Annotated in this window: 20 protein-coding genes; 2 read left to right on the top strand and 18 right to left on the bottom strand. The window is 68.7% G+C overall.

Annotated features, from left to right (window positions below; all coding sequences use genetic code 11):
* The first annotated feature begins 31 nt into the window (after positions 1-31).
* Positions 32-1,225, top strand: coding sequence for a GNAT family N-acetyltransferase (locus L3Q65_RS04800; RefSeq protein ID WP_237598873.1), 1,194 nt, complete (start codon positions 32-34; stop codon positions 1,223-1,225).
* On the opposite strand, the gene L3Q65_RS04795 is transcribed toward L3Q65_RS04800, so the two are convergent.
* The 3 genes from L3Q65_RS04795 to L3Q65_RS04785 are packed head-to-tail and all read right to left on the bottom strand — an operon-like array spanning position 1,222 to position 3,276.
* Positions 1,222-1,776 (bottom strand): TetR/AcrR family transcriptional regulator, encoded by a 555-nt coding sequence (locus L3Q65_RS04795; RefSeq protein WP_237598872.1) that lies wholly within the window; start codon positions 1,774-1,776, stop codon positions 1,222-1,224. The genes L3Q65_RS04800 and L3Q65_RS04795 overlap by 4 nt on opposite strands.
* Complete coding sequence (locus L3Q65_RS04790; protein ID WP_237598871.1) at positions 1,773-3,089, bottom strand: amidase; 1,317 nt, start codon at positions 3,087-3,089, stop codon at positions 1,773-1,775. Before L3Q65_RS04790 ends, L3Q65_RS04795 begins: the two co-directional genes overlap by 4 nt.
* Positions 3,076-3,276, bottom strand: a complete 201-nt coding sequence (locus L3Q65_RS04785; RefSeq protein WP_237598870.1) for a hypothetical protein — start codon at positions 3,274-3,276, stop codon at positions 3,076-3,078. The genes L3Q65_RS04790 and L3Q65_RS04785 overlap by 14 nt, the downstream gene beginning before the upstream one ends.
* Before the next feature lie 92 nt (positions 3,277-3,368).
* Here L3Q65_RS04785 and L3Q65_RS04780 point away from each other — a divergent pair, with 92 nt between their 5' ends.
* Entirely contained in the window at positions 3,369-4,232 is an 864-nt protein-coding gene (locus L3Q65_RS04780) for an MBL fold metallo-hydrolase (protein WP_237598869.1), read from the top strand.
* Between the two features lie 48 nt (positions 4,233-4,280).
* Here the strand turns inward: L3Q65_RS04780 and L3Q65_RS04775 are convergent, their stop codons facing one another.
* The 15 genes from L3Q65_RS04775 to L3Q65_RS04705 all read right to left on the bottom strand — a co-directional run bounded on the left by L3Q65_RS04775 (position 4,281) and on the right by L3Q65_RS04705 (position 16,577).
* The gene (locus L3Q65_RS04775; RefSeq protein ID WP_237598868.1) at positions 4,281-4,670 is read right to left on the bottom strand and encodes an SRPBCC family protein; all 390 of its coding nucleotides are present in this window, start codon (positions 4,668-4,670) and stop codon (positions 4,281-4,283) included.
* Positions 4,670-4,855, bottom strand: a complete 186-nt coding sequence (locus tag L3Q65_RS04770; RefSeq protein WP_237598867.1) for a tautomerase family protein — start codon at positions 4,853-4,855, stop codon at positions 4,670-4,672. Before L3Q65_RS04770 ends, L3Q65_RS04775 begins: the two co-directional genes overlap by 1 nt.
* Positions 4,856-4,867: 12 nt before the next feature.
* The gene (locus L3Q65_RS04765; RefSeq protein ID WP_237598866.1) at positions 4,868-5,833 is read right to left on the bottom strand and encodes a biotin-dependent carboxyltransferase family protein; all 966 of its coding nucleotides are present in this window, start codon (positions 5,831-5,833) and stop codon (positions 4,868-4,870) included.
* Positions 5,823-6,713 carry an allophanate hydrolase subunit 1 gene (locus tag L3Q65_RS04760; RefSeq protein WP_182896618.1) on the bottom strand — a complete coding sequence of 297 codons (891 nt, stop codon included), beginning with the start codon at positions 6,711-6,713 and terminating at the stop codon, positions 5,823-5,825. Before L3Q65_RS04760 ends, L3Q65_RS04765 begins: the two co-directional genes overlap by 11 nt.
* Positions 6,710-8,068, bottom strand: coding sequence for an acetyl-CoA carboxylase biotin carboxylase subunit (locus L3Q65_RS04755; protein WP_182896619.1), 1,359 nt, complete (start codon positions 8,066-8,068; stop codon positions 6,710-6,712). Before L3Q65_RS04755 ends, L3Q65_RS04760 begins: the two co-directional genes overlap by 4 nt.
* Positions 8,065-8,313 (bottom strand): acetyl-CoA carboxylase, encoded by a 249-nt coding sequence (locus L3Q65_RS04750; RefSeq protein ID WP_037717008.1) that lies wholly within the window; start codon positions 8,311-8,313, stop codon positions 8,065-8,067. Before L3Q65_RS04750 ends, L3Q65_RS04755 begins: the two co-directional genes overlap by 4 nt.
* Before the next feature lie 44 nt (positions 8,314-8,357).
* A complete protein-coding gene (gene pxpA, locus L3Q65_RS04745; protein ID WP_182896620.1) occupies positions 8,358-9,080 on the bottom strand; it encodes a 5-oxoprolinase subunit PxpA in 723 nt (240 codons plus the stop codon).
* A 34-nt stretch (positions 9,081-9,114) separates the two neighbouring features.
* Complete coding sequence (locus tag L3Q65_RS04740) at positions 9,115-9,450, bottom strand: Rieske 2Fe-2S domain-containing protein (RefSeq protein WP_009076113.1); 336 nt, start codon at positions 9,448-9,450, stop codon at positions 9,115-9,117.
* Between the two features lie 15 nt (positions 9,451-9,465).
* On the bottom strand, positions 9,466-10,476 hold the full coding sequence (locus L3Q65_RS04735) for a 2Fe-2S iron-sulfur cluster binding domain-containing protein (RefSeq protein ID WP_182896621.1): 1,011 nt from the start codon (positions 10,474-10,476) through the stop codon (positions 9,466-9,468).
* Positions 10,477-10,483: 7 nt separating this feature from the next.
* A complete protein-coding gene (locus L3Q65_RS04730) occupies positions 10,484-11,470 on the bottom strand; it encodes a toluene monooxygenase (protein WP_182896622.1) in 987 nt (328 codons plus the stop codon).
* The gene (locus L3Q65_RS04725) at positions 11,467-11,790 is read right to left on the bottom strand and encodes an MmoB/DmpM family protein (protein WP_043840218.1); all 324 of its coding nucleotides are present in this window, start codon (positions 11,788-11,790) and stop codon (positions 11,467-11,469) included. Before L3Q65_RS04725 ends, L3Q65_RS04730 begins: the two co-directional genes overlap by 4 nt.
* On the bottom strand, positions 11,777-12,055 hold the full coding sequence (locus L3Q65_RS04720; RefSeq protein WP_182896623.1) for a toluene-4-monooxygenase system B family protein: 279 nt from the start codon (positions 12,053-12,055) through the stop codon (positions 11,777-11,779). The genes L3Q65_RS04725 and L3Q65_RS04720 overlap by 14 nt, the downstream gene beginning before the upstream one ends.
* Before the next feature lie 11 nt (positions 12,056-12,066).
* On the bottom strand, positions 12,067-13,563 hold the full coding sequence (locus tag L3Q65_RS04715) for a YHS domain-containing protein (protein ID WP_182896624.1): 1,497 nt from the start codon (positions 13,561-13,563) through the stop codon (positions 12,067-12,069).
* Between the two features lie 21 nt (positions 13,564-13,584).
* Positions 13,585-14,292, bottom strand: coding sequence for a hypothetical protein (locus L3Q65_RS04710; protein ID WP_182896625.1), 708 nt, complete (start codon positions 14,290-14,292; stop codon positions 13,585-13,587).
* A gap of 761 nt (positions 14,293-15,053) precedes the next feature.
* Positions 15,054-16,577 (bottom strand): PucR family transcriptional regulator, encoded by a 1,524-nt coding sequence (locus L3Q65_RS04705; RefSeq protein WP_182896019.1) that lies wholly within the window; start codon positions 16,575-16,577, stop codon positions 15,054-15,056.
* Positions 16,578-16,737: the final 160 nt, after the last annotated feature.

Below are 16,737 nucleotides of genomic sequence, written 5' to 3'. Positions count from 1 at the left end.
AGACACCGTCAGCTCCTGGGGGCCTCCTGCCATGGAAATCCGGCACAACAACGACTACGAGCTCTTCTTCAGCACCGTCCAAGCCGCGTTCGGCCGGTATTGGCCCGATTCGGCGGGCAGCGGAATCCTGGGCGCTTTCGAGAGCGAACGGAGCTTGATCGCCCACGCGCCGGACGGGAAACCGGTCGGCACCGCCGGCGCGTACTCCTTCGACCTCACGCTGCCGGGCGACGTGCTCGCCTCCGCCGCCGGGGTCACGGCCGTCGGTGTGCTGCCGACGCACCGGCGCCAGGGCGTGCTCCGCGCGATGATGCAGGAACACCTCGCCGACGTCCGTGCCCGGGGCGAGTTCCTGTCCGTCCTGCTCTGCTCCGAAGCGGTGATCTACCGGCGATTCGGCTACGGACCGGCGACCTTCACGGAGCAGATGACCGTCGAGCGGCACCGCTCCGCTTTCGGCACCCCACGCGGAGGCACGGCGGTCGCGACCGGCTCCGTCGAGTTGCTCCGGCGCGTCGACTGCGGCGAGCTGCTGGAAGAGATCTACGACCGCTACCGCCGCACCCAGCCCGGCGCGTTGTCGCGGCCGCATCGCTGGTGGGCGCTGGGCGCGGGACACCCGCCGACCGGGCCGGAGCCGCGCTACCTCGTCGTGCACCGGGACGCGGACGGCACCGCGGACGGGTACGCGAGCTACCTGGTCAACGACACCGCCCTGACAGTCGACGAGGTCATCGCTGTCGACGACGCGGCTTTCACCTCGCTCACCCAGTACCTGCTGGGACACGACCTGGTGAAGAAGATCGACTTCAGGCACCTCCCGCCAGGGAATCCCCTGCGCTGGCAGCTGGCGGACCTGCGCGCGGGCGAGCCCACCACGACGGACTGGCTCTGGGTGCGGCTGCTGGACGTCCCGCGCGCCCTGACCAGCCGGGGCTGGTTCACGGACGGATCGCTGGTCCTCGACGTGACGGACCCCTTCTTGGCAGAACACGGCCGGTACCTGCTGAGGGTGCGGGACGGGAAGGCGGAGTGCGTGCGGACGGATCTCGCGCCGGATCTGTCGCTGGACGTGAGCGATCTGGGGTCGGTCTATCTCGGCGGCACGTTGCCGAGCGTGCTGGTCCGGGCCGGTCACGTCCAGGCGCACAACGGAGAAGCCGCCGGACTGGCGGACGCGTTGTTCCGGTCGGATCGCGCGCCGCACTGCGTGCACTGGTTCTAAGCCAGCACTTCAGCCGCCAGCCGGCGCGCGTAGGCGGCGTCGAGGCCGTCCGGACGGAACAGGATCCGGTACATGATCGGGGCCACCACCCGGTCCATCACCGTGTCCGCCGCCGGCGCGGCCTCGCCCCGGGCGGCCGCCCTGGCCAGCACGACTTCCACCTGGTCGACGGCGTACGCCGAGCACTGGCCGGCGTTGCTGCCGTCCGGGTCGCCGAGCAGCGCGTCGCGGATGTAGGCGCGGCCCGCGGGCGAGGACATTTCGTCCAGGAACAGTTCGGTCCACGCCGTCAGGTCCTCGGCCAGCGAACCGCGGTCCTCCGGCGGTGCTTCCGGGCGCAGCCGTTCGACCGCGACGTCCGACAGGAGTTCTTGCAGATCGCCCCAGCGCCGGTAGATCGTCGAGGGCGTGACGCCCGCGCGGGCGGCCACCTGCGGCACGGTCAGCGCGTCCCGGCCCGATTCGGCGATCAGGTCGCGGACGGCGGCGTGCACCGATTCCTGGACTCGCGCACTGCGCCCGCCCGGGCGCACCATCCGCTTCTGGCTCACCGTGCCACTTTAAGCCGCGCCTGTTCCAGGGCGTGTCCGGTCCGCAGCAGCACGGATTCGCTGTGCGGCCGGGCGAGTAGTTGCAGGCCGATCGGCATTCCGTCGAGGTCTTCGCCGACCGGGAGGGTTAGCGCTGGTACGCCGGTGATGTTCGCGGGGGCCGACAGTCGTACGTACGCGTCCGAGACCGCTTCGACACTTCCGTCCGGCCACGTGACCGTCTCCTGTCCGGCCGGAACAGCGGTCATCGGGACGGTCGGCGCGGCGAGGACGTCGATCTTGTCGAACAGCCGCGTCCATTCCTGGCGCATGAGGGTGCGGGCGCGTTGGGCGCGCAGGTAGTCCCCCGCGCTCATCAGCTCGCCGGCCTCCAGCAGAACCCGGACGTCGGCGGCGTACTGGTCGGGCACGGTCCGCAGGCTTCGTTCGTGATACGCCGTGGCCTCGGGAACCATCAGGCCCCAGTGCGTTGCCTGGAGGTAGCGGGTCATCGGGATTTCGACGTCGACCAGCTCCGCGCCCAGTTCGGCGAGGTGGCCGACGGCTTCGCGGACAGCGGCTTCCACCGTCGGGTCGAGGCGGTCGAAGTAGTAGTTGCCCGGCACTCCGACGCGGAGACCGGCCACGTCTTCGCCGACGGGGAACGACTGTCCGATGAGGACAGACAGGACGAGCGCGGCGTCCGCGACGGTGCGGGTGATCGGGCCGACGTGGTCCAGCGACCAGGACAACGACGTCACGCCGTTCCGCGGGATGAGGCCGTAGGTCGGCTTGAGGCCGACGACTCCGTTCAGCGCGGCGGGGACCCGGATCGAGCCGCCGGTGTCGGTGCCGAGGGCGAACGTCGCGGCGCCCGCGGCGACGGCCACTGCCGAGCCGCCGCTCGATCCCCCGGCGACGCGAGACGGGTTGCGGGCGTTGTGCGTCTGCGGAGTCGTGAGGCCGTAAGCGAATTCGTGCGTGTGGGTTTTGCCGAGGAGGACCGCTCCGGCGGCCTTGAGCCGCGCGGCGACGGCGCTGTCCCGCTCGGCGCGATGTCCGGCACGGACCTGGGAACTGGCAGTGGTCGCGGTTCCGGCGACGTCGATCAGGTCCTTCAACCCCATGGGGATGCCGTGCAGCGGGCCGCGGATCCGGCCGAGCGCTGCGGCTTCCGCGCGGGCGCGGTCGGCGTCCACCGTGACGTACGCGTGCAGCCGGGGTTCTACCTCGTCGATGCGCGCCAGGACGTCCTCGACCAGCTCTGTCGGCGACACGCGCCGGTCCCGGATCGCGGCGGAGGCTTCGGCGAGCGTGAGGTCAGCCAGCGACACGGACGTCCTCCTCCGCGCGGTAGAGGGAAGCCGGTGGGGTGTCGCCGAAATCCAGGTCGCGCAGGACGGTCACCACGGAGTGGATGTGGTTGGCGACGGCGGCCACGTCGGGGTGTCTGGCGGTATCCAGCGGCAATCCGGCTCGGGCGGCCAGGCTTGCCGCTTGCTCGGGGGTCAGGTCGGACACTAGGGCTCCTAAAAGCTAAGCGTTTGCTTTAAGCGACGGTAGCGGCTACTGTCGCTTAACGCAAACATGTTGCGTTAAGGAGGCGCTGGCTCATGTCCTGGACCGTCGGCGAGATCGCTGTCCACCGGATCGACGAGATCGAATTCCCCGCCGCGACCGGACCGTGGCTGCTCCCCGGCGCGACCGCGGAAGTCGTCTCGGGCGAGGACTGGCTGCGGCCGGACTTCGCCGACGGCGGCGCGATCCGCTTGCACAGCCACAGTTTCGCGTTCGAAAAGGACGGGATGAAGATCCTTGTCGACACCGGGATCGGCAACGGGAAGACCCGCGCGAACCCGGCGTGGCACGACCTCAGCACCGGCTACCTGGACGCGTTGACCGCCGCCGGGTTCGCGCCGGACGAGGTGGACCTGGTGCTGCTCACTCACCTGCACGCCGACCACGTCGGCTGGAACACGCGTGAGCAGGACGGCGAATGGGTGCCGACGTTCCCCTCCGCCCGGTACGTCACCGCCCGCGCCGAGCGGGATTTCTGGGCGGGCTATGCCATGGACGCACCGCGGCGGCGGATGTTCGAGGATTCGGTGCTGCCGGTGGAACGCGCGGGCCTGCTGGACCTGGTCGACGTCCCCGCGGACGGAGTGGAAATCGTGTCCGGCGTGCGATTGCTGCCGACGCCCGGCCACACCCCGGGACACGTCTCGATCGAACTGGCCGGCTCCGGCGAAACCGCGCTGATCACCGGCGACGCGGTGCACCATCCGGTGCAGTTCGCGCACCCGGAGATCGGCGCGTCCGTGGACATCGACCCGGCGGAAGCCGAGAAGACCCGCCGTCGCCTCCTCGCCGAACTGGCCGGTTCAGGTGCGCTCGTACTGGGCACGCACTTCACCCCGCCCACCGGCGGCCGCCTGATCCCCTGCGGTTCCGGCTACCGGCTCGCGGAAAAGCCGTGAAGGACTCCTTGAGGGAATCTGCTTCCCCCAAGGAGTCCTTCACAGACCTCACGACAGGTGGGCAGGCAGGGCAGCGACGGCCTCGCTGATGGCGGCGTCGAAGGCGTCGGCGAGCGAGTCCGGCGAGATTTCCGTGCTGTACACGACGATCGACCGGCCCGCGTCGATCTCCAGCACGTCCACGGTGCCGAGGTGGTCAATGACGGGGAGATCGCCGCCGGTCACCCGGTACTGCAGCCGCCGCCGGGCCGGGTCATGGGTGACGACGGCTTCTTCCAGAATCGATCCGTCCCCCAGTACCACGGTGCGGTGCCGGGTGTCGCCGGTGGAGGACTTCATCGACGGGAACCAATCGGCGACCGATGCGGGGTCGCCGATGACCTGCCACACCGCGTCGGCGGGAGCGTCGATCAGGACGTGGGAGCGGAGGGCGGTCATCAGCTGTCCGAGAAAAGCTTGCCCGCCCGCGCCCAGTTCGCGGTGTCGACGTCGGTGAACACGATGCCGACCGATTCCGGGGCGCACTTGCCGATCCGGCAGATCTCGCGGGTCAGCACCTCGGCGAGCTCGCGTTTCTGCTCGGCGGTGCGACCGGGGAACCAGTCGATCTGGACGTGGGGCATGAGAACTCCTTGTCAGCTCAGGGATTCAACGGCCCGCCGAGTGCGAGCGCGGTATTCGCGGCGGATGGCGAGCGCTTCGTCCAGATCGACCGCTACGAAACGGGTTTTGGTGTTCGGCGCGGACTGCGCCACCAGGTCCAAGTCTCCGCTGAGGACAGTGCCGACCATCATATAACCGCCGCCGGACACCGCGTCCCGGTGCAGGATGATCGGTTCGACGCCACCGGGAACCTGGATCGATCCGATCGGATAAGGCGCGTCCACGATGTTCGACGGATCCTGTCCGGCTCCGAACGGCGGGGTGCGCGGCTTGGTCTCCAATTGTGCGCCCTGGTACCGGAAACCGACGCGGTCGGCGACCGGGGTGAGCGTCCAGTCGGTGTCCAGGAACGTCGCGCGGCCCGCGTCGGTGAGCACGTGGTCGTAAAGACCCATCACCACCCGGACTTCGATCTCCTTCGACAACGCCGGACGCAAGGATTCCGGCAAAGAACGCCCCGGCACACCAGCGCCGGAGCCGACCGGGACGACATCCCCGGCGACGAGCGGCGCGCCGCTGATCCCGCCGAGTTTCCCCAGCCCGTAGGTGGATCGGCTGCCCAGCACCAAGGGGACGTCGACGCCGCCGCTCACCGCGAGGTACGCGCGAGCGCCGCGCTTGCAGAACCCGAAGGCGAGGACATCGCCCGCTTGCACTGCGAACGCCTCCCACAGCGGCCGTTCCTCGCCGTTGAGTTTCGGCGGAAGTTCGGCGCCGGTGATCGCGATGACGGTGTCCTCGGTGAAACGCAGCTCCGGTCCCAGATAGACACACTCGAGCGCGGCCGCCCCGGGATCGTTGCCCACCAAGCGGTTCGCGACCGAGTACGAGTACTGGTCGAGCGCGCCCGAAGGCGGGATGCCGACGTCGTAATAGCCGTTGCGGCCGGCGTCCTGGATCGTCGTGGCCAGTCCGGGCTGGCGGACCTCAATCGGCACGGTGCACCTCCATCAGTCCCGCGGTGAAGCCGTCCGGGTCGTCGAGGTACTCGCGCAGCCCGAAGTCGACCGGACGCGAACGGATCCGGAACGTCCCGGCCTCGACCTCCTTGACGTAGTCGTCGTAGGCGTCCCGGTCGATCGGCTTGAACCGCACGATGTCGCCGGGCCGGAAGAACACCATGAAATCCTCGAAGTCCGGCAGTTCCTGCGCCGGATCGTAAATCGGGGCCGGAGTGATGCCGAACATCTGGTACCCGCCCGCACCGCGCACCGAGTAAATGCAGCTGAAGCAGCCGCCATAACCGACTGTCTGCTTAGGAGTGTCGGTGCGCGGACGCAGGTATTTCGGCACGACGATCTGCCGTTCCCGGGGCACCATCTGGTACATGAACGGCAGGCCCGCGACGAACCCCACCATCGAGACGAACCACGGCGCGCCGCTGTGTGCCGCGATGAATTCCCCGGCCCCGGCGTATCCGTTGATCCGCGCGGCGTACTCGATGTCGGTGGCGTCCGGGTCCTGATGCCGGTCGCGGAAGCGCATCAGCGTTTCGGTGGTCCACGGGTCCTGATACAGCACCGGAATCTCGACCACTCGCGTCGAGAGGCTGAAGTCCGCGGCGTCGCCGACCTTCTCCTCGATGTCGCGCAGATGCGCCATCAAGGTGCGCGGTTCGATCGCGTCCGGGTCGTACCGGACCTGATACGACGCGTTCGCCGGGCAGATCTCCACGACGCCGTCCGGCCGGTTCTCGCGCAGCGACGTGGTGATCGCCATCGCGCGGAAGTTGGCTTGCAGGCTCATTTCCTCGGCCAGCTCGACGAAAATGTGCTCGTCGCCGCCCCAGCTGTACCGGGCGGGAGTCGCGCCGTTCATGCGCCCGCCTCCGCCCGCTGGGTGAGCCACTCTTCGAGCGTCCCGGTGGTGAACGCGCCGTCGGCGAACCATTGCTGCCCGAGCAGTTCGATGAGCAGCGTCGTGGTGGTGGGAACGCCTTCGACGACCAATTCGGACAGTGCCCGCTTCGCCCGGCGCAACGCGGTCGTCCGGTCGTCGCCCCACACGATCACCTTGGCCACCAAGGAATCGTAGAACGGCGGGACCTGGCTGCCCGGCGCGAGCCAGGTGTCCGTGCGGACCCACGGACCGCCCGGCAACCGGACGTCGCCGATCTTTCCGGGACCGGGAAGGAAATTCCGTTCCGGATCCTCGGCGCAGACGCGGAACTCGACGGCGTGCCCCCGTTTCGTCACGTCCGATTGCCGGAACCGCAACGGTTCCCCGGCCGCGATCCGCAGTTGCTCGGCGACCAGGTCGATCCCGGTGATCAGCTCGGTGACCGGGTGCTCGACCTGGATCCGGGTGTTCATCTCGATGAAGAAGAACTCGCCGGTGTCGTCGTCCACCAGGAACTCGCAGGTGCCCGCGCTGCGGTAGCCGACCTCCTTGCACAGCCGCACCGCCGCCGACGTCATCCCGGTCCGGATCCGCTCGTCGATGCCCGGCGACGGAGCCTCCTCGACCACCTTCTGCCGCCGCCGCTGCAGCGAACACTCGCGTTCGAAGACGTGCACCGTCTCGGAACCGTCGCCGAGCACCTGCACCTCGACGTGCCGCGCGGCCCGCACGAACCGCTCCAGGTACATCTGCCCGTCGCCGAACGCGCTCGCGGCCTCGCCCGAAGCCTGCGGGAACGCGACCTTCAATTCGGCCTCGTTCGCGACCACCCGGATCCCGCGGCCGCCGCCGCCCGCCGCGGCCTTGAGCATGATCGGATACCCGATCTCGCTCGCCGCCGCGACCGCTTCGGCCACATCGGACACTCCGCCGGGCGTCCCGGGCACCGTCGGCACCCCGGCCGCCTGCGCGACCTGCCGCGCGCGAACCTTGTCCCCCATCTGCTCGATGACCGAAGCCTCCGGACCGACGAACGTCAGCCCCGCGTCCGCCACCGCCGCGGCGAACGACGCGCGCTCGGACAGGAATCCGTAGCCAGGGTGCACCGCGTCCGCGCCGGTTTCCTTCGCCGCGGCGAGGATCGCGTCCGCCACCAGATAGCTCTTCGTCGCCGGAGCCGGGCCGATCGGGACGACCTGATCGGCGAGCAGCGCGTGCGCGGCGTTGCGGTCCGCCTCGCTGACGACCGCGACCGTCTCGATCCCGAGGTCGTTCGCCGCGCGGATGATCCGGACCGCGATCTCGCCGCGATTGGCGATCAGCAACCGTTTCATGCGTCCACCTCGAGCACTACCAGCGGCTGGCCCGCGTCGACGACCGCCTCGGCGTCGGCAGCGAACTCCACGACCGTCCCGGCCGCGCCCGCGGGCACCGGGTAGAAGGACTTCATCACCTCGACCAGCCCGACCGTGTCGTCCGCACCGACCTTCTGGCCGGGCTTGACGAAATCCGGGCTGTCCGGATCGGGCTTGCGGTAAAAGACCCCGGGAATGGGCGAAACCACTTCGAGACGGGACATCAGCGTCACCTCGCGCTCGGTTCGGTAGGGACAATCAGGGGAACTCAGGTCAGGTACGGCGTCAAGGCGTCGTGCACGCTCTTGGCCAGATCCACCGCGCCAGGAGTGTCGGAATGCACGCAGATGCAGTCCGCGCGCATCGGGATGTCCTGACCGTCCACAGAGGTCGCGAGCCCCTCGGTGACCGCGCGCACGGACCGTTCGGCGGCGATCGCCGGGTCGTAGGCGACGTGCTCGCGGGTGATGATGAGCGAACCGTCGGCGCGGTAGTCGAGATCGGTGTAGTACTCGGCGATGAAACCCTGGCTGCGCTTGCCCCACACCTTTTCGTGCACGGTATTGGCCATGCCCATCAGCGGCACGTCGAAAACGTCAGCCGCCTCGGCGATCGCCCGCGCGACCGTCTCGTCCCGCGAGGCGAGGCCGTACAGCGCACCGTGCGGTTTGATGTGGTTGAGCGGCATTCCGTGCTCGGCCAGGAATCCGGTCAGCGCGCCGACCTGGTACACCACCGCGGCGGTGAGTTCCTCGGGCTCCATCTTCAGCTCGCGCCTGCCGAACCCGTCGCGGTCCGGGAACGACGGGTGGGCGCCCACCTTCACCGAATGCTCGTGTGCCAGTGCGACCGTCCGCCGCATGACGACCGGGTCGGCGGCGTGGAAGCCGCAGGCGACGTTCGCGACCGTGATGTAGGGCATGATGCCCTCGTCGTCGCCGCAGCGGTAGATGCTGTAGGCCTCGCCCATGTCGCAGTTGATGGCAACCATGAGTGCTGTTCCTTGTCTGTTCCGGCAATTCTTCTCAGGAATGCGCGATCTTCGGGGTGTCCCCGTCGGGGTCGATGTAGACGTCGTCGCCCTCGAGCCGCACCGGGTACCGGGCGAGCTGCGCGTGGCCCGGATTGATGCCCTGGCAGGTGGTGAGGTCGAACGTCCACAGGTGGCTTTTGCACATCAGGGTCTTCTTGTCCAGTTCGCCCTCGACCAGTTCGACCTGCTGGTGCGGGCAGATCGCCTGGGTCGCGACGACCTCGCCGCCGTCGAGGTGGGCGATCAGCACTTCCTTGTCCCCCACCTCGAACGACTCCATGTCGCCTTCCCAGACGTCGTCGAGGCTGCACACCCGCACGAAACCCATGCGGAAGCTCCTTTCTCAGCTGAACCGGTCGAAATGGAGCCGGTCGGCGGCGAGCCCGCCGTCCAGCACCAGCGCGCGGGCGAGCGCGTCGGTCATCGCGGGCGGCCCGGCGGCGTAGTAAGTGAAGTCGGTCAGCGCTCCGCCCAGTTTCGCGACCACGGCCTCGTGGACGAATCCTTGGTGCGATCCGGAATCCGCCGAACCGGGTTCGGAAACCGCGGTGTGCACGTGGAGTGCGCGCAGCCGGCGCCCGGCCATCGCCATCGCTTCCGGAATGTGCAAATCGCGCGGAGCACGGCCGCCGCAGAACAAATGGACCGTGCGCTCGGCGGCGTCGGCCTGGGCAGCCGCGCCGAGCACGACGCTCACCATCGCGCCGAGTCCGGAACCGCCTGCGACGCAAACGATGTCGCGGTCGTCGCCGGCACGGTAGTACGCCTGGCCGTACGGGCCGTCCAGCTCGATCGTCTCGCCGAGGCCGAGCCCGTCGAACAGGATCGACGTCGCTTTCCCGCCCGGCGACCGTTTGACGACGAATTTCCATTCCCGCTGGCAGTTTCCGAGATTGCTCATCGAGTACGCGCGTTCGATGCCGCTGGGGAAGCCGAGCATCGCGTACTGCCCGGCACTGAACGCGGCGTGCTTCTCCGCGACGAACACGAACTCGGCCATGTCGTGCGTGAGCCGGTGCACCTCGCGCAGCTGGGCGCGCTGCCGGATCGGACGGTGCGGCGCGGGTTCCGGCACCGAGCTCAGGTCGACGACGCAGTCGCCGGCCGGTTCGCTCTGGCAGGCCAGCCTGCGGCCTTTGCGCCGGTCGCGGGCGCTGAGCCCGGGCGCGTCCGCCCAGCGCGTGCGGACGTCGCCTTCGAGCAGCTCGTACCGGCAGCTTCCGCAGGCTCCGCTGTTGCACTCGTAGCTGAGGCCGACCCCCGCGCGGAGGGCGGCACGCAGCAGCGTGTCGCCCTCCGCGCAAGGAAAGCGAACGCCGGTCCCCCGCAGGAGGACTTGGTGTTCGGTCGTCATGGCCGGTTCAGCCTCCGATGCCGAGCTGCCGCTGGAACGCCCGGACCGCGCCGATCGCGTTCTCCGCCGCTTCGGCGTTTTCCGCCACCTCCGCGCCGTACGCCTCGATCGCGGCGACCGCGAGCGGCTGCCACTTCGCGACCCACTCGCGCAGCTGCGGCACGTTCGAGTCCACTTCGGACATCTGCTTGACCAGCGCCTCGGTCCAGCGCCGCGAGCGCTCGCTGTCCCGCAACGCGGATTCGGCCAGCAACGCGTGCAGTACGTCGCCGTGCCGCCGGGCGCTGACGCCGAGCTGACGCAGCACGATCTCGTCGAGCGCCGGCTTGGCCACCACGTTCAGCGCGACGAACGCCTCGGCCCAGTCGAATGTGGTCAGCTGGCGTTCCATCAGCTCGCGGAACCCTTGCCACGCGGGAAGTTCTTCCCACAGCTCGCGTTCGCGCTCGCCGAACCCGGCCGTCGGGTGCGCCTGGCGCAGCTCCGCGGTGCGGTAGGCCACATTGGACAGCCAGCGCAGCGAGTCGGCGGCCTGGAACGCCGCGCAGTTGGCGATTGTGCTGGCCGGAGCCATGTGCACGAGGTAGGCGCTGGCCATCTGCACGGTGTGCAGCAGGTACCGGCTCGGCGTGTACAGCTGGGCCAGCACCGCGACCCACTCCGGCGAGAGACCGCGGTCGTGGCCCTCGGCGTCGTGCTGGTCGAGCAGGCCGTCCACATAGGACTCTTGGCCGTCCTGGAGGATGTTGTACGTGCGGTACACCAGTTCGTCCGGATCGCGGAAAGCGTTCCAGTCCGGGTGCGTGATCGGGCTCTGGTTGCGGTAGCGGCGGTAGTGCTCCGCCATGAACCCGGTGTGCCCGACGTCCCACGGCTGCTCGGGGTCGCGGGTGTGCCACAGCAGGTTGGTGGAGACGATCTCGTACTCGCTCGGCTTGCGCCGGCGGGCGGCGAGGTGCCCCCAGGTCTTGAGCGGCTTGAGCGGGGTGCTCACGAGCTGGCCTCCTTGCGGGCGGAAGTGCCCAGGTAGAAGCGGAAGACGTCGCCGCCGGTCTCGATCCGGCCCACGAACGAGGGCATGATCAGCTCCAGCTCGGACATCTTGAACGGGCGGCCGAGTTCCTCGGCGATGGTCTCGCGGCGCAGGACGCATTCGCCGCCCTCGACCTCGACCCGCACGTAGGAGCCGCGGTCGCGGATGTCGACCCGGCAGCCGGGGTTGTCGGTCACCGCGGCGTCGGCGACGGCACGCGCCACCTCGCCGACCTGGAGGACCGGGCCGACCGGGTCGGCGATGGGTTCAGCGGTGCTCATCCGGTCCTCCTCGCTCGAAATAGACTTCGACGCATTCGGTCGGCCCGAGGCCGGCCGCCGCGACGGTGCTGGCCCGGTCGAACGGCTGCGCGTCGCCCTGGCGGCGCACCCGCAGCGTCCGGCCGGGCTGGTCGGGCACGTGGACGCCGACCGAGTTCTCGGCCGCCGCGGCGGCGAGTTCGTCCATCGTGTGCTCGCTGTCCGCGGGGAGCAGTTTGAGCACGAAGTCGCCGTCGAAGTGCACGGCGAGCGGAATGGTGGCCATCAGCGTTCCTTTCAGCCGGCCTTGACGAGCTGCTTGCGGTAGGTGTCGACCCAGGAGAAGCCGTGCGCGTCGTCGCCGCCCGGGCCGACCGAGCCGAGGCCCATGTACTCCAGGACGCCGCCGAGGTCCGCGGGCTGGATCTCGCCGCCGAGGAACCGGTCGACCAGGTTCTTGTGGTGCCGGTAGCGTTCCGGGTCGTCTTCGAAGATCCACTTGTCCACTTCGGACGCGAAGTGGTAGCGCCGTCCTTCGTGGACCAGCGAAATGTCGCGCAGCGTCCGGGAAGGCGTGCCGACGATCGGCAACTGGGAGACGTTGCAGATGATCGGCAGCGTGCCCGGCACCGTCTTTTCCGGACGGTCGTTGGCGAAGTTGTCGATCAGGACGTCCCACACCTTGCCGAACGTGTCGTTCCAGCCCGGGTACTTCTCTTCCAGCCAGTCGCGCTCCTCCGGGCTGACGCCCGCCGCCGGGTCCCACCACAGCGTCGGCCGCCACGAGTAGGTGCCGAGGTGCTGGCCGTGGTGGTGCTCGGAGATGTCGCGCAGGAAAATGTCCCAGTACCACGGTTTGGAGAGGCCGAGGTCCTCCAGCGAGCGCATGAACTGGGTGACGATCCATTCCTCCATGAATTCCTTGAAGGACGCCTCGCGCACGTCCAGCGGGACGTAGTAGTCCATCGGAATTCCGGACAGGATGGTGAACAGCCGGTACGAACGCCAGAACGCGATGTCGATCTTCTTCTGCGCCTCGTCCTTCTGGCCGTTCTCGATCAGCATCTGCAGCAGCGGCGTGCCGAGCTGCGCGTGCCGGGCCTCGTCGGACTGGATGCTCTGGATCAGCTTGGAGAACGTGAAGTCGCCCGCCTTCGCGGCGTCGCCGGAGAGGCCGATGAACTGCAGGTTCGTGAAGCCGGTCTCGAAGGAGAAGTTCGCGAAAATCGAGGTCGAGACGGCGTCGCGGGTCATCATCACGTCGTCGAAGAAGTGCCGTGCGCCGAGGGTGACCCAGTTGTCGGTGAACATCGCCGCGTGCGACCACTCGAACTGGCGGTCCTTGTTCACGTACTCGTGCGGGAAGTACAGCTGGATCTGCCCGTGCCGGATCTCGTCCAGCATCCCGAAGGTCGCCATGTTGCGCATGCCCGGCGCCTTCGACCAGCGCACGAACCGCGACTCCTGGAACGACGCCCCGTACTCCACGAGCGCCACCGCCGCGTAATGCTCCTTGAGGATCGAAATCCAGCCCGGGTCGGCTTTGTTGTACAAATCCGCGCGTTCCAACGCAGCCTTCACCGAATACGCCCCGGCGTCCTTCTGCCGCTGAATGTCCACGTATTCGCGATAGCTCACCTTGTACGGCTCGTCATAGGTCGCCCACACCTCGTCGGGCAACCCCTCGCCACCGGACAGCTCCGGCGGGAACAACTCCGCTTCGGTGACGTAACGCGGAGTCCATTGAGTGTCGCGGGCGATGTCGTACCACTGTGCTCGGTCCAGCAGAGCCATTGCGGGTGCTCCTTGTGGTTTTTAGCTGCCGTGCTCGGAACCCAGCGGCCCTTCGCCGCCGGGGTAGACGAAGGACATGGCCGGGGAGTAGAACCCGAACGTCACCTGCAAGGGGTGCGCAGGCCGCAACCGGTAGGCGGGATGCTCTTTGTCGAGGAACTCGAAGGATTCGACCGCGAATTCCTCGGCGATGTCAGCGACGTAGGCATACCTCCCGCTGACGAATTCGCCGCCGCGGCTCGTGATGTACCGCAACTGCCCGGTAACCCGCTGCGGCGTGCCGATCGTGAGACGCGCGGTAGTACGGATAACAGGCCGCCCCTCGACGACCGTCGTGGCGACCAGCCGATCCCCGTCGAGATCGAGCGTCGTCTCCCCCGGCGCCCCCGCCGGAACGCCGTGCTCCCGGGCGTAACGGATCATCGGCTCGGAACTGTTGTGGTAATCGGTCCACCACCGCCCCGGAACCCCGGCCTCGGTGTCCAAGCCGGACAGATTCACGCCGAGATAAGTCAGCGAATAAGCGCCGAACGCGTCGTCCCCTTCGCTGGCCGACGTCTGAGCGTCCCCCTCGACCACGTACTGGTTGATGTAGCACGACCGATCAGCGGCCGGCGTGAGCCCCGCCGGAACGAGCTCCGCGACGCCGTCGGGATCCTCAGGTACCCAAACGAGGTAGAGAGTCCGCGACCCGGTCACCAGCTGCGGCGGATGCAGCGACGTGCCCATAGGGGTTGCCTCCAGGTTCACCGTTGAACTTGCCCGCCCCGTCCCTCGAGCGGTGTCCCAAAGACTGCGCGACCGTCCCGCGACCGGGTAGTGCGCAAGTTGGACAACAGTCGGGCCCGGAATGCCAAACCGGAGCACAAACCCACATCAGCGCAGGTCAGCACCCCATCCAACGATCACCGCAACAACCTTCTGAATCCGTCAAGCCCTCCCAACGCCGTGGGGGCAACCTGAGGAACTCAGAGTCCCTGAGGCTTCCTCTCACGACGCTCAACCGGCCGTGAGGGGCCCCTTCACGGACACCGATTCCCTCAAGGAGCCCTCCACGGACCGCCTCGGCCGCCTTCGCCGGGATGCGCCCCAATGCGGCGTTGGGTGCATCCCATGCACCCAACGCCACATTGGGGTTTCTCAGTGGCGCCTTGCGGCGGGCCGGACGCAGGGCGGTAAGCCGCGCGGGTGCCTGGCGAGGCGCGGGTGAAGCCGCCCCCGGCCGATGCCCGCCGGTCCGGCCGGTGAGCACCGCAGGTGAGGGGAACCGTGAGGAATCAAAGTCAATGAGGGTCCGCTCACGTACGTCGGCGGAGGCGGAGCCAGGCGCGAGGCGGAGCCGTGCGTTGCGCGTTGCCGCAGCGAGCCCGCACACCACAGCTACTGAGAAAACCTCATTGAGGCTCGCGAACCGCAGCCGCCGCACCCGCCCATCGAGGCACCCCACGCCCCCGGGCGCAATGGCACCGCCAGGGCGACGAGCCGCCCCCTCACAACTGATCATCCAACTGCAAAGCGATCCACAACTCCGCCCGAACAGCCGGATCGTCCACCTCTCTCCCCAGCGCCTCGGCAACCTTCCCCATCCGATACCGCAACGTATGCCGATGAATCCCCAACGCCGTAGCCGAAGCATCCGACTGCCCGTTGTGCGCCAGAAACGTCCGCAGCGTATGCCGCAGATCGATCTTCGCCGACCCGGTCTTGTCCGTGACCGGCTCCAGCAACGCCCGGGCCCACCCCCGAACCTCGTCGTTGTCGAGAAACCGCATCAAGCCGCTGGTAGCCACATCCCCAGCACAAGTCAGCACCCCAGCACCCCCACGCGAACTGGTGAACACCGACCGAACCTGCTCCCAAGCCGCCGCCAGCTCCCCGGGCGGAGTCGGATCACTGACCGCGCCCCGAGCCAGCGGAATCCGCCGCAGCAAGGCTTCCAACGTCCGCGTATCCCCCTCCGCAGGCGGCATCAACACCACCACCCGCCCCCGCTCCCATTCGGCCACCAACGCCCGCAGACTCCGCAACCCGTGATCCCCCTCGGCATGCTCGAGCAACTCCCGCTCATGCCCGGACGGAACCCCCAGAATCGCGACCCGAAGATCCCCCTCCGGAAAGTCGGTATCCAGCGCGTCCCCAATAGCCGTGGCCAGCCCGACATCCCCAGCCACAGCAGCCTTGAACACCGCCAGCCGATGCTGCCGCTCGCTGTCCAGCACCCCGCGCGCACTATGCAACTCAGCGCACAGCAACGACACCGCAGTAGTGACAATCGCCTGCTCGGCAGCAGTCAGCGGAGTAGACCGCCCCACCACGAGAAACCCCTGCACCCGCCCCCGCACCGCGAGCGGCAGCACGACCACCGACTCCCCCGCGATCGTCATGCTCAGACTCGCCGAATTGGCCCGGTCGCGCAGCCGCGGCAACTCGATCCGCACCCGCGCCACATGCATCCGCGCCGCGGGCACCCCCGCTCGAAACCCGCCGGCAGCGTCCAGCAGCAACGTCCACCCGCGCACCGCCTTCGCCAGCCGCTCCGCGATCGCCCGAGCCGAGTACGGCGACAAGGACGCCCGGGTCAAATCCCGCTGCGCCGAAACCGCGTAGTTCAACTCCCGCTGCCGCTCATCGGACAGATGCCCGGCGACGAGACGGCTCAACGCGGCGAACCGGGTCGTCGCAGGCACCGCCAGTACGGGCAACCCAGCCTCGCTGGCCGCGTCCACTAGCGGCCGCGGCACATTCTGATAGAACGAACTGGCCCCGAACCCGAGCGCCACCGCACCGCCAGCCACGAGCCGGTCCACGTACTCCCGGCTGGCCGCTTCGCCCAGCGCGAGCCGAGACCCAGTGGTAAGCACGAGCTCGCCGCCCTCAAGATACGGCGAAGGATCGGGCAGCTCGCTGATCAACGCCCACGTGACCGCCCGGTCCACAGCTCCGGGCGCGCCTTCGGCGGCGAGTTCGAGACCGTGTTCGCCGCGTTCGAGCAGCATCTGGACCGTAAGCGGCATGGTGTCTCCCGGGGACGGATCCGGCGGCCGGAAGTGTAACCGCCGGTCCGCCCGGCCGCCGGGCGATCGCCACCCGGACGAACCAACGTTCTGGACAAAACCCGGTGCTGGTGGGTAGAAACCGTCCCGATCGGACTTCCCCGCCCCCGGATGTCCGGCG

The sequence above is a fragment of the Amycolatopsis sp. FU40 genome (genome assembly GCF_021903635.1).
Classification (GTDB): domain Bacteria; phylum Actinomycetota; class Actinomycetes; order Mycobacteriales; family Pseudonocardiaceae; genus Amycolatopsis; species Amycolatopsis dendrobii.
The sequence above is the reverse complement of the archived record's forward strand: the minus strand, read 5'-3'. Positions and strand labels throughout refer to the sequence as shown.

Excerpts from the sequence above, each read along its gene's own strand:
- L3Q65_RS04705 (WP_182896019.1), bottom strand. The coding sequence starts at position 16,577 with ATGCCGCTTACGGTCCAGATGCTGCTCGAACGCGGCGAACACGGTCTC.
- L3Q65_RS04740 (WP_009076113.1), bottom strand. The coding sequence starts at position 9,450 with ATGGGTTTCGTGCGGGTGTGCAGCCTCGACGACGTCTGGGAAGGCGAC.
- L3Q65_RS04710 (WP_182896625.1), bottom strand. The coding sequence starts at position 14,292 with ATGGGCACGTCGCTGCATCCGCCGCAGCTGGTGACCGGGTCGCGGACT.
- L3Q65_RS04725 (WP_043840218.1), bottom strand. The coding sequence starts at position 11,790 with ATGAGCACCGCTGAACCCATCGCCGACCCGGTCGGCCCGGTCCTCCAG.
- L3Q65_RS04755 (WP_182896619.1), bottom strand. The coding sequence starts at position 8,068 with ATGAAACGGTTGCTGATCGCCAATCGCGGCGAGATCGCGGTCCGGATC.
- pxpA (WP_182896620.1), bottom strand. The coding sequence starts at position 9,080 with ATGGTTGCCATCAACTGCGACATGGGCGAGGCCTACAGCATCTACCGC.
- L3Q65_RS04800 (WP_237598873.1), top strand. The coding sequence starts at position 32 with ATGGAAATCCGGCACAACAACGACTACGAGCTCTTCTTCAGCACCGTC.
- L3Q65_RS04715 (WP_182896624.1), bottom strand. The coding sequence starts at position 13,563 with ATGGCTCTGCTGGACCGAGCACAGTGGTACGACATCGCCCGCGACACT.
- L3Q65_RS04775 (WP_237598868.1), bottom strand. The coding sequence starts at position 4,670 with ATGACCGCCCTCCGCTCCCACGTCCTGATCGACGCTCCCGCCGACGCG.
- L3Q65_RS04750 (WP_037717008.1), bottom strand. The coding sequence starts at position 8,313 with ATGTCCCGTCTCGAAGTGGTTTCGCCCATTCCCGGGGTCTTTTACCGC.
- L3Q65_RS04770 (WP_237598867.1), bottom strand. The coding sequence starts at position 4,855 with ATGCCCCACGTCCAGATCGACTGGTTCCCCGGTCGCACCGCCGAGCAG.
- L3Q65_RS04760 (WP_182896618.1), bottom strand. The coding sequence starts at position 6,713 with ATGAACGGCGCGACTCCCGCCCGGTACAGCTGGGGCGGCGACGAGCAC.
- L3Q65_RS04735 (WP_182896621.1), bottom strand. The coding sequence starts at position 10,476 with ATGACGACCGAACACCAAGTCCTCCTGCGGGGGACCGGCGTTCGCTTT.
- L3Q65_RS04780 (WP_237598869.1), top strand. The coding sequence starts at position 3,369 with ATGTCCTGGACCGTCGGCGAGATCGCTGTCCACCGGATCGACGAGATC.
- L3Q65_RS04720 (WP_182896623.1), bottom strand. The coding sequence starts at position 12,055 with ATGGCCACCATTCCGCTCGCCGTGCACTTCGACGGCGACTTCGTGCTC.